Here is a 10,471-nt window from a genome sequence, read left to right as displayed (position 1 = left end):
CCATCGGCCGGATATGTTCACGCTGCCTGAAAATAACAATGATCAGAGACAGAAGGATCAAGTCTTTCGAGAACGATTGCCATGGCGTCAATGGAATTGCATCACCAAAACATCCGCAGGAAGTAACAACTTCGAAGAACGCAGAGTAAAATGTTAAAAAGGTAAAGAAAACAATCAATACTAATATACCCCAGGCGACCTGCCGGGCCCAGAATCCAAGAAGCAGAAGGGCTCCCAATACAATCTCAAGGGTACATAATAAAATTGCTATCGCAGGCGCAAAGTCATTAAAGAAACTGATATGGAAAACTTCAAAATACTCTTGTAGCTTATATCCAAAACCCAATGGATCATTCGCCTTTATCAGCCCTGAAAAAATAAAAAGCAATCCAACAACTGCCCTGCTAATATTTAATACAATTTTCGCCATATTTTACCCCTGTCTTTTTTCAACCGTCAACCGTCAACTTTCAACTTAATAAGCGCAAAAACCGAATAATTCATCATATCCTGGTAATTAGCCCTCACCCCTTCCGAGGCTAAAGTCTGGCCTGAATTATTTTCAATCTGCTTTACCCGCAAAAGCTTCATAAGTATCAGATCAGTGAGCGAACTAATCCGCATATCCCTCCACGCCTCGCCGTAGTCATGATTCTTTGCTGACATCAATTCCTTTGTTTCATGCACTGCCTTATCAAAATAACTTGCCACTTCTTCTGCAGGAAGTTCAGTCCGGGCATCCTCAGCCAGATCGAGCTGCATCATTGCGATGATACAATAGTTAACAATCCCAATGTACTCTGAAGTGATATCGTCCTCTACTTTTGATATTTTCTTTTCCTCCAGGGTACGAATCCGTTGGGCCTTGATAAAAATCTGATCTGTTATTGAAGATATTCTAAGAATCCGCCAGGCAGTGCCATAGTCTTTGGTCTTTTTGATAAAGAGTTCTCTGCAAACCCCAATTACTGCATCATATTCTAAAGATGTATTTTTAGCCAAGACCGTGATTTTATTTGTTACAACGATGAATTAATCGGTATTTTGCCATTCGATGGCGGATAAAAATACAGTTTTTCAGCAAAAATTATCGTTAAATATTCGGGGGGAACTCATGGACCTGTCCAAACCGAAGGTAATGGGGATTTTAAATCTGACTCCTGATTCTTTTTATGACGGTGGCAGATATAATGACCCTGCACAAGCACTTAATAAAGCTGAAGTGCTTGTGACCGAAGGCACTGATATTCTGGACCTGGGGGCATACTCTTCACGCCCAGGCGCCGATCATATCTCCGAAAAGGAAGAATTGGAAAGACTTATCCCGGTTGTAAAAGCAATCATTAAAGAATTCCCAAGCGCTTTTCTTTCCATTGACACCTTTAGATCGGCCGTGGCCCGTGCAGCCATTAACGAAGGAGCACACATTATAAATGATATATCTGCAGGGGCGCTCGACGAAAAAATGTTCTCGACCGTAGCAGAACTCCGCGCACCTTACATTCTGATGCACATGAGGGGCACTCCTCAAACCATGGCTCAGCAGACGGATTACGAAGATATTACCACTGAAGTCAGCTTCTATTTCGCATCAAAAATTTCACAGCTTAAGGAACTGGGCGTCAAAGACCTCGTCATTGACCCAGGCTTTGGCTTTGCTAAAACCCCGGAACAAAGCTTTTCGCTTCTGAAAAATCTGGACTATCTAAAAATAACAGGCCATCCCGTTCTTGCCGGATTATCACGCAAATCAATGATTTACAAAACACTTACAACTGACGCTGATAATGCTCTTAACGGCACCATCGCAGCCAACACGATCGCCTTAATGAAAGGCGCAAATATTTTACGGGTGCATGATGTGAAAGCAGCGAGAGATGCCATAACCATTTTCGAAAAAGTGGTTAATTTGTGAAATAACAGGCTTACATTTCCGCCCAGCATTTCCACTTGCATCCTATGAATCCTATCATCCTATAAATCCTATTCCCGACATATTTCTCCCAATTCTCTCCCCCAGCATCCTATGAATCCTTTCATCCTATGAATCCTATTCCAGACAATCCTATTCCAGTCCACTCGAGTTTGCTTCGTCGTGCCTCCTCGCAATGACAAACAATCGTAATTTATCTTTACTTTTAAAAAATGGAAGGATTTGACTTTAGTTTCCTTAATCTACGGCTGCTTGATGCTATCGATATCATTCTCGTTGCACTGATTATATATTACGTTTACAACCTGATTAGGGGAACAATCGCGCTTAACATTCTGCTGGGGCTGGTCATTATATATGCTGTTTATCTCCTGGTCCGGCAGGCTCATATGCAGCTCCTGACAGAGATATTAGACGGCTTTGTTCAGATAGGTTTCATTGCCCTAATCGTAGTTTTCCAGCAAGAAATCCGGCGTTTCCTTCTTCTTATAGGTCGAAATGCATCGTTACAAAAGAATAAGGCATGGTGGTCTCTCCTGTTTGGCCGCAAGGAGATTGAAAAGAACAATTCCGCCCGGATAAAGCCAATCATCGACGCCTGTAAAAGCATGCAGAAAAGTCGCACCGGTGCACTTATTGTTTTTGCGAAATATTATGACGAACAATTTTACCAAAATAGCGGCGAAATTATAGAAGCCAGGGTTTCCAAACGTTTACTTGAGAGTATTTTCCAGAAAAACAGCCCTTTGCACGACGGTGCTGTAATTATCTCAGAAAACAAGATCAAATGTGCAAGCAGCATTCTCCCTCTAACAGAAAACGATAAACTGCCACCCCAATTCGGCCTTCGCCACCGCGCAGGAATCGGCATCTCCGAAACCAGCGATGCCGTAGCAGTTATTGTATCGGAAGAAACTGGTGAAATCTCTTATGCGAAACAAGGAAGAGTAAAGATGAAGATGAGTTTGGAAGAATTGGAGAAGTTGTTGAATAAAGATTTTTAATCTTAAATCAGGGAATACCAATTTCCTTCAGTTATCATTCACATTAATTCAGCACCGTTGGCTATCGCACTATACGCTAGCGCGAGTATGCTCATTGCTTATAAACCACTCCCTCTTTCATCACAAAGTTCATGGAACTCAAAACTTTAATATCCTTTAGAGGGTCGCCGTTTACTGCAATGATGTCTGCTAACTTTCCTTTTTCAATAGAACCAACACGATCGAAAATCCCTAAAAGATCAGCAGCATTCACCGTAGCTGATTTGATGGCGTCCATGGCCGGCATTCCAACTTCAACCATATATTCAAATTCTTTATAGTTCTTTCCATGTGCAAATACGCCTGCATCGGTACCAAAAGCTATTTTAACTCCGGCTTTAAAGGCTGTGGCAAAAGTGCTTTGGATTTTCGGTCCGGTAGCTATTGCCTTAGGAACTACCAGTGGTGGGTAATAACCAGGTATTTTGGCAGAATCTGCGACTGATTTCCCGGCTGTAATGGTGGGAACATAATACGTACCATATTGCTTCATTAGAACCATGACTTCATCATCCATAAAAGTCCCGTGTTCAATAGACGATACTCCTGCCCGGATGGCTCTTTTCATTCCTTCAGCACCATGGGCGTGCGCGGCAACGCGATAGCCATAATCCTTGGCCGTACTAACGACTGCCCTAATTTCATCTTCGGTAAATTGTGCTCCTGCGCCATCCTTCGCGTTACTTAAAACACCACCTGTGGCGGTAATTTTAATGACGTCTGAACTTTCTTTGTAGCGTTGTCTTACGGCTTTCCTGGCTTCCTCGGGACTATTAATTACTCCATCTTTCGCCTCGGGATCTCCGACTAATGCCCTGCTGTATCCATTTGAGGGATCAGCATGCCCACCAGTGGTGGCAATGCTTTTGCCTGCGGCTAAAATTCTCGGACCTTTAATATCTCCCTGATTAATTGCATTTCTCAGGGATATAGCCACAATTCCACCCAAGTCTCTCACCGTTGTGAAACCGGCCATCAACGTACGTTCAGAAAACTTCACAGCCTTCAAAGCATAGTCCTCATCATTTAGAGTAAACTCTTCCGTATACTGATTCTTACTCGTCTCGGATGATAAGTGAACATGGCAGTCGATAAATCCAGGCATTACGGTTTGATTTCTCATATTAATAAGCTTATCATTCGCAGAACCCGACTGATAGCCCTTTCTGACATCAATTATTTTATTTGATTCTACGACTATGGTCATCTCCGTTTGAACTGAACTTGATTTACCGTCGATTAGTCGCCCACATTGAATAAAAGTTTGCTGCGCAAATACAGGAACAGTAAAAAAAGCAGAAAGGAGAATAGTAATATATTTCATACGGGAGTTTTTGGTTGGTCTAAACTATTCAAAAAAGGGCGTAAAACAAAAAATCCGGACGGAGCCCGGATTTTACTAGAAAAATCAGTTTGACTAAATTAGCAATACTGCTCAAACGCCTGATTCAAGTTATCCGCGATCATCTGTGCCGGACGGCCTTCAATCTGATGGCGTTCAATCATGTGAACCAATTTACCATCTTTAAACAAAGCAATTGAAGGCGAAGATGGAGGGAAAGGCAGCATATGCGCTCTTGCCTTATCAACAGCTTCTTTTTCCATTCCCGCGAAAACAGTAACAAATTTATCAGGGTGCTTTAAAAAAGTTGTAGAGATCTTAGCGGCAGGACGTGCGTTTGCTGCAGCACATCCGCAAACAGAATTAACCATTACAAGCACCGTTCCTTCCGACTTAATAGCCTGATCAACTTCTTCGGGGGTTCTTAAATCCTGGAAACCTGAATTAACCAGCTCCTGGCGCATTGGTGCAACTAAATATTCTGGATACATATCTTAAGTATAAATTTTTTTTGAACTTTTTTTCAAAGTTAAGTAATTGTGGATGATAGTGATGAAGGTTAGGGATGGTTTTGACGTACAGATTACTAATTCAAATAAATTCACCCAAAACTTTAATCATATAGTAGAATAGCAATTGATAACTATCTTTGAATTTATTAGAAGTCTAATGAGTTTTGTTGGATTCGTTAAATATCGTCAACTCTTAATAATTCTAAGCTTTAATGGCTTTTACAAAACGCAATCTTAATCCAACTTTACTCTTTGTATTAAGTTTCCTCTTTCTAATTGCTCTGGGCACAGGGCTTCTTATGCTGCCGGCGTCTTCAAAAGATCTAAGCTATGTAAGCTTTATTGATGCCTTATTCATATCGACCAGCGCAGTATGTGTTACTGGCTTGGCTGTGTTTGATGTAAGTGTCGAACTAAGCTCGTTTGGTTTCTACGTGGTACTGATTTTGATTCAGTTGGGCGGTCTGGGGATTATGACATTTACAAGCTTCTTCGGGTTCCTGATATCCGGGGAGGCGTCCTATAAAAATCAGTTAATGTTCTCAGAACTGTTAGATGATAAAAACGTAGGCTCTGTTATTCGCACATTAACAAAAATAGTCTCGATTACTTTCTTTTTCGAATTATTAGGAGCCATGTTGATCATGGTTTATACTGACCCTGGAAAGTTTGATAGCTTGTACGATCACATTTTCTTCGCCGTATTTCATTCTATTTCTTCTTTCTGTAATGCAGGCTTTTCCACACTTTCATTGGGTTTGTACGACGAAAGCGTGAGATACAATTATCCCTTACACTTAATAATTGCCGGTTTGCTCATTCTCGGGGGACTTGGATTTACCATTATGTTTAATGTGCAAATTTTCATCAAGAGATGGGCAGGGCTCTTATTTAACCGGGTATGGTATAAAAAGCCGATTACCTATAAAGCGTGGGTGCTGACTTTCAATTCTAAACTGGTAGCTTATACATCCACCATATTGCTGGTATTTGGGCTGGTCATGTTTTTTATTCTGGAGTACAACAATACTTTAGCGTCGCATCCCACACTTTTCGGAAAGACAGTAACCGCTTTTTTCCTCAGCGCGACACCGCGAACTGCTGGTTATAACACCGTCGACATGACTGCTTTAACCTTTCCTTCTGTACTGATTATGATGTTACTCATGTGGATCGGAGCATCTCCAGGTTCAACTGGCGGTGGGATAAGAACAACGACATTTGCTGTAGCAATGCTGAACATTGTCAACTTAGCTAAGAATCATAAGAGAATTCACATTTTCAGGAGAGAAATTGCAGATGAGTCCATTAGAAAGGCATTTGCCATTATTTCATTGTCGCTAATCTGGCTGGGGATATCTATTTTTATTTTGACAATAACCGACGGAGAAAAAGGCCTCACTGCTCTGGCCTTTGAGACCTTCTCTGCTTACAGTACCGTTGGTTTAAGTGTAGGAATTACCAGCTCTTTAAGTACTTCCGGGAAGGTTCTTATTATTTCTACAATGTTTTTAGGACGAGTGGGAACATTCACACTCCTCGTTGCATTAATTAAAAACATGCACACTCGTTTATATAATTATCCAAAAGAGCAAGTGCTATTCTAGGTCGAAAGAAATTAATAATATGTAATCATGAAATTTATAGTATTTGGTCTCGGACATTTTGGATCTGCATTAGCCATGCGGCTAACAGAGATGGGACATGAAGTTATTGGTGTCGACAATAAAATGGCAAGAATTGAACAACTGAAAAATGATATTACACATACAGTATGTCTAAACTCCACGGACAAAGAGGCTGTAGAATCTTTGCCTTTGAAAGATGCTCATGCCGTTATTGTTGCCATTGGAGAAGATGAGTCGGCTTCTCTCCTGACAACCGCATTATTAAAACAGCTAGATGTAAAGAGAATTATTGGCAGGGTAGTTTCAGATTTACAGAAAACTGTTTTAATGGCGATGTCTATCCAGGAATTTATTATGCCTGAAGAGGAATCCGCAGAGCGCCTGGCTATGCGACTGGATTTAAAAGAGGTGGTAGACTCGTTTAAAATTTCGGAAAAATACAGTATCGTTGAAGGCCTGGTACCTAAGAAGTTCGTGGGTATGACTGTCGGCGAAACTGATTTCATTAATGGCTACAAAGTGTTAGTCCTTACTTTAATGAGGGAAAATTCTGTTGCGGGCACAAGTAATCCAAAGAGGGAGGCAACAGGTATTGTTACCGCTCAAACCGTGATACAAGAAAATGATATTCTTGTATTATTCGGAGAACTAATGAATATAAGGAGTTTATTAAAGACTTAAAGGAAGATAAAATTCAAATTTCAAAGTCTTTTACCTGGCGCTTACAATTCTCCTTTGAATTGGTTCGGGTATCAGTTACTTTTGTAGCCGCAATAAGTAAGGTTAACTTATTGAAATTAAACCCTTAAATATTAAACTATGTCATCAGTAGAGACAACTTATGTTCCTTACAAAGTTAAGGACATCACCCTTGCAGAATGGGGACGGAAAGAAATCGGTTTAGCCGAAGCAGAAATGCCGGGCTTAATGGCACTTCGTGAGGAGTACGGTCCATCACAGCCACTTAAAGGCGCACGCATCGCAGGATGTTTGCACATGACTATCCAAACTGCAGTTTTAATCGAAACATTGACTGCTCTGGGTGCTGAAGTAACGTGGTCATCATGTAACATTTTCTCAACTCAGGATCACGCTGCTGCTGCTATTGCTGCTGCTGGTATTCAGGTCTACGCCTGGAAAGGTCTAAACGAAGAAGAATTTGACTGGTGTATCGAACAAACTTTGCATTTCGGCCCGGATCGCAAACCATTAAACATGATTTTGGATGATGGCGGCGATTTAACTAATATGGTATTCGACAGATTCCCTGAGCTTATAGCTGAGATTAAAGGACTTTCTGAAGAAACTACAACCGGAGTTCATCGCTTATATGAGCGTATGAAAAACGGGACCCTACACTTACCTGCAATTAACGTAAACGATTCAGTTACTAAATCTAAATTTGACAACAAATATGGTTGCCGTGAATCATTAGTTGACGCGATCCGTCGTGCAACTGACGTAATGATGGCTGGTAAAGTAGCTGTTGTTTGTGGATACGGTGATGTTGGTAAAGGTTCTGCGGAATCTTTAAGTTCACAAGGTGTTCGTGTAATCGTAACCGAAATCGATCCTATCTGTGCTCTACAAGCAGCTATGGAAGGCTATGAAGTTAAGAAACTAGCTACTGCAATTAAAGAAGCTGATATCGTGGTTACTACAACTGGTAACTGTGACATCGTTCGCGGTGAGCACTTCCTTGCTTTAAAAGACAAAGCTATCGTATGTAACATAGGTCACTTCGACAATGAAATCGACATGGCTTGGTTAAACGAAAACTATGGCAATACCAAAGTTGAGATCAAACCACAGGTTGACAAATACACACTTAACGGAAAAGACGTTATCGTTCTTGCTGAAGGCCGTCTGGTAAACTTAGGTTGCGCAACTGGTCACCCATCATTTGTTATGTCAAACTCTTTCACGAACCAAACTTTGGCTCAGTTAGAACTTTGGACTAACAATGATAAATATGAAAATCAGGTTTACGTTCTTCCTAAGTATCTTGACGAGAAAGTAGCACGTTTACATCTTGCTAAAATCGGTGTTGAACTTGAAGAATTAGATCAGCATCAGGCAGATTATATTGGTGTGCCGGTTGAGGGTCCGTTCAAAGCGTACACTTACAGGTACTAAGAGGACTGAGGCGGAGGTCGGAAGACGGAAGTCTGAGGTCTGAGCCTTACTAACTACAAATTATGAACCCTTTCGATTATTTCGGAAGGGTTTTTTTGGGATTGCACCTTTCGGCGCCGCTAGTCGGGTGCTCTGCAGTAGTTTTGCTGCACGTTAATCTTTAACAATAAAATATTATCTAGCAAAAGCTACTGCTGCCGCCCCCGTTTATTTTACAAATGCCTATACTACTAAAAAACGGCAGCCCGCATTCGTTTTTTGATTGTCAGTCAATTCAGAACTTGCTTTTACGAATTGTAACCACGTCAACCATAATACGTTTTTCGTATATTTGATAATAAACCCTGTATCATGAAAGAACTATTTTTTCTAGTCGAAGAGGCGTTGGAAGGTGGTTATACTGCAAAAGCAATCGGAGAGTCTATTTTCTCCGAAGCTGAAACTATAGACCAGTTAAAAATAGACATACGCGAAGCTGTTGAATGTCATTTCGAGCCCAACGATAAACCTCAAATTATTCGACTTCATATGGTTAAAGAAGAAATGATTATTCTTTAATAAGTGAAACTAAACAGAAACATCTCCGGACGTGATTTGGTCAAATTACTATCCAAATTCGGATATGAAATATCCCGGCAAAAGGGGAGTCATATTCGTATGACACGCAAAACAGAAAAAGGTTCTCATCATATTACCGTCCCTGATCATAATCCACTAAAACTAGGTACACTTTCAGGGATAATAGCGGATGTTGCCTTGCAATTGGGAGTCTCAAAAGAAGAAATACTGAATTAAATATGCCTCATCTTTCCGTTAACATAAACAAAATCGCCACACTCCGTAATTCCCGAGGTGGTAACAACCCAAATCTTGTAAAAGTTGCCCTTGACTGCGAACGCTTCGGTGCTCAGGGAATAACAGTACATCCCCGACCGGATGAACGACATATACGTTACCAGGATGTCTTTGATCTTAAAGCAGTAATCAAAACAGAGTTCAACATCGAAGGGAATCCTACAGAAAAGAAGTTTGTTGAACTGGTTCTCGCTAATAAACCAGCCCAGGTTACACTAGTTCCCGACGCGGAAGGCCAGCTAACTTCCAACCATGGTTGGGATACTATCAAGCATCAGGATTATCTTAAAGATATTATCGCAGAATTTAAATCCGCCGGCATTCGGGTTTCTATTTTCGTTGATCCACTTGCCCAAATGATCGCAGCCGCAGCAACAACAGGTACCGATAGAATTGAGCTCTATACTGAAGCCTATGCTTCACACTACCCTTCAGATAAAGAAGCCGCGATTAAACCTTATGTCGAAGCAGCCAATGTGGCAAGCAGTCTGGGTCTGGGGATTAATGCCGGCCATGATCTCGACCTTCATAACCTGAAATATTTCGCTCAGCAGATTCCGGAATTGCTGGAGGTAAGTATTGGCCATGCATTAATTTCAGATGCACTATATTTAGGTTTGGAGAACACCGTGCAGATGTATCTCAGACAATTAAAATAAACTGATGGACAGATTCAAATCACTTTCGATTCTATTTGTTGCAATTATTTCCATATTCACATCGTGTACAAATGAAACATCCATTAACGAGAGCGATGCTTCTGATGTCATTACCGCCCATTTGGAAAGCAATCCAGAGTACAAAACCACTACATTCAAATTCGGGGAAATAAAATTCCACAGCAGGAAAGACCGCGAGGAACTTAAGAAATATGAAGAATTAGCGAACAAAGGACTTATTCAAATGAAACTCGATGAACAGAAGAAAGTTTTCCTGTCAAAAGACAGCACTTATGTTTATCAGGTTACCTTATCAGAAAAGGCTGCCTCATTAGTGCTTGAACAAAGCAATAGCCGGGCAAC

13 protein-coding genes are annotated in these 10,471 nt (G+C 41.0%); 9 read left to right on the top strand and 4 right to left on the bottom strand.

All coding sequences use genetic code 11. The features are described from left to right. Together WBJ10_RS17865 and WBJ10_RS17860 are read right to left on the bottom strand one after the other, a co-directional pair. Positions 1–430 (bottom strand): DoxX family protein (locus WBJ10_RS17865; protein WP_424292776.1); only part of this gene is annotated, 430 nt, incomplete at its 3' end. A 26-nt stretch (positions 431–456) separates the two neighbouring features. Then, positions 457–1,002: a DUF1599 domain-containing protein gene (locus WBJ10_RS17860; RefSeq protein ID WP_424292774.1), complete on the bottom strand. Its 546-nt coding sequence runs from the start codon at positions 1,000–1,002 to the stop codon at positions 457–459. Positions 1,003–1,138: 136 nt separating this feature from the next. Between WBJ10_RS17860 and folP the strand changes: the two genes are divergently transcribed. Together folP and cdaA are read left to right on the top strand one after the other, a co-directional pair. Continuing rightward, positions 1,139–1,915 carry a dihydropteroate synthase gene (gene folP / locus WBJ10_RS17855; protein WP_424292772.1) on the top strand — a complete coding sequence of 259 codons (777 nt, stop codon included), beginning with the start codon at positions 1,139–1,141 and terminating at the stop codon, positions 1,913–1,915. A gap of 230 nt (positions 1,916–2,145) precedes the next feature. After that, complete coding sequence (cdaA, locus tag WBJ10_RS17850) at positions 2,146–2,937, top strand: diadenylate cyclase CdaA (RefSeq protein ID WP_424292770.1); 792 nt, start codon at positions 2,146–2,148, stop codon at positions 2,935–2,937. Positions 2,938–3,028: 91 nt separating this feature from the next. On the opposite strand, the gene WBJ10_RS17845 is transcribed toward cdaA, so the two are convergent. Together WBJ10_RS17845 and WBJ10_RS17840 are read right to left on the bottom strand one after the other, a co-directional pair. After that, positions 3,029–4,300 carry an amidohydrolase family protein gene (locus WBJ10_RS17845; protein ID WP_424292768.1) on the bottom strand — a complete coding sequence of 424 codons (1,272 nt, stop codon included), beginning with the start codon at positions 4,298–4,300 and terminating at the stop codon, positions 3,029–3,031. A 98-nt stretch (positions 4,301–4,398) separates the two neighbouring features. After that, complete coding sequence (locus WBJ10_RS17840) at positions 4,399–4,809, bottom strand: BrxA/BrxB family bacilliredoxin (protein ID WP_424292766.1); 411 nt, start codon at positions 4,807–4,809, stop codon at positions 4,399–4,401. Between the two features lie 233 nt (positions 4,810–5,042). Between WBJ10_RS17840 and WBJ10_RS17835 the strand changes: the two genes are divergently transcribed. The 7 genes from WBJ10_RS17835 to WBJ10_RS17805 all read left to right on the top strand — a co-directional run. Continuing rightward, entirely contained in the window at positions 5,043–6,437 is a 1,395-nt protein-coding gene (locus WBJ10_RS17835; protein ID WP_424292764.1) for a TrkH family potassium uptake protein, read from the top strand. Positions 6,438–6,464: 27 nt separating this feature from the next. Beyond that, complete coding sequence (locus tag WBJ10_RS17830) at positions 6,465–7,139, top strand: potassium channel family protein (protein ID WP_424292762.1); 675 nt, start codon at positions 6,465–6,467, stop codon at positions 7,137–7,139. A 138-nt stretch (positions 7,140–7,277) separates the two neighbouring features. Further along, a complete protein-coding gene (gene ahcY / locus WBJ10_RS17825) occupies positions 7,278–8,594 on the top strand; it encodes an adenosylhomocysteinase (protein ID WP_424292760.1) in 1,317 nt (438 codons plus the stop codon). 351 nt (positions 8,595–8,945) lie between these two features. Beyond that, positions 8,946–9,152 (top strand): 2-oxoisovalerate dehydrogenase, encoded by a 207-nt coding sequence (locus tag WBJ10_RS17820; RefSeq protein ID WP_424292758.1) that lies wholly within the window; start codon positions 8,946–8,948, stop codon positions 9,150–9,152. Positions 9,153–9,155: 3 nt separating this feature from the next. Then, a complete protein-coding gene (locus WBJ10_RS17815; RefSeq protein ID WP_424292756.1) occupies positions 9,156–9,389 on the top strand; it encodes a type II toxin-antitoxin system HicA family toxin in 234 nt (77 codons plus the stop codon). A 2-nt stretch (positions 9,390–9,391) separates the two neighbouring features. Next, positions 9,392–10,108, top strand: coding sequence for a pyridoxine 5'-phosphate synthase (locus WBJ10_RS17810; RefSeq protein WP_424292754.1), 717 nt, complete (start codon positions 9,392–9,394; stop codon positions 10,106–10,108). Between the two features lie 4 nt (positions 10,109–10,112). Continuing rightward, positions 10,113–10,471: hypothetical protein (locus WBJ10_RS17805; protein ID WP_424292752.1), on the top strand; the 359-nt coding region annotated here is incomplete at its 3' end.

Origin of the sequence: Daejeonella sp., assembly GCF_049655485.1 — a bacterium.
Lineage (GTDB): Bacteria > Bacteroidota > Bacteroidia > Sphingobacteriales > Sphingobacteriaceae > Daejeonella.
This window is presented reverse-complemented; position numbering and strand designations above follow the sequence as displayed.

What these genes read in the sequence shown, in the direction of transcription:
- folP (WP_424292772.1), top strand. Translation starts at nt 1,139, where the DNA reads ATGGGGATTTTAAATCTGACTCCTGATTCTTTTTATGACGGTGGCAGA.
- cdaA (WP_424292770.1), top strand. Translation starts at nt 2,146, where the DNA reads ATGGAAGGATTTGACTTTAGTTTCCTTAATCTACGGCTGCTTGATGCT.
- WBJ10_RS17845 (WP_424292768.1), bottom strand. Translation starts at nt 4,300, where the DNA reads ATGAAATATATTACTATTCTCCTTTCTGCTTTTTTTACTGTTCCTGTA.
- WBJ10_RS17840 (WP_424292766.1), bottom strand. Translation starts at nt 4,809, where the DNA reads ATGTATCCAGAATATTTAGTTGCACCAATGCGCCAGGAGCTGGTTAAT.
- WBJ10_RS17835 (WP_424292764.1), top strand. Translation starts at nt 5,043, where the DNA reads ATGGCTTTTACAAAACGCAATCTTAATCCAACTTTACTCTTTGTATTA.
- WBJ10_RS17830 (WP_424292762.1), top strand. Translation starts at nt 6,465, where the DNA reads ATGAAATTTATAGTATTTGGTCTCGGACATTTTGGATCTGCATTAGCC.
- ahcY (WP_424292760.1), top strand. Translation starts at nt 7,278, where the DNA reads ATGTCATCAGTAGAGACAACTTATGTTCCTTACAAAGTTAAGGACATC.
- WBJ10_RS17820 (WP_424292758.1), top strand. Translation starts at nt 8,946, where the DNA reads ATGAAAGAACTATTTTTTCTAGTCGAAGAGGCGTTGGAAGGTGGTTAT.
- WBJ10_RS17810 (WP_424292754.1), top strand. Translation starts at nt 9,392, where the DNA reads ATGCCTCATCTTTCCGTTAACATAAACAAAATCGCCACACTCCGTAAT.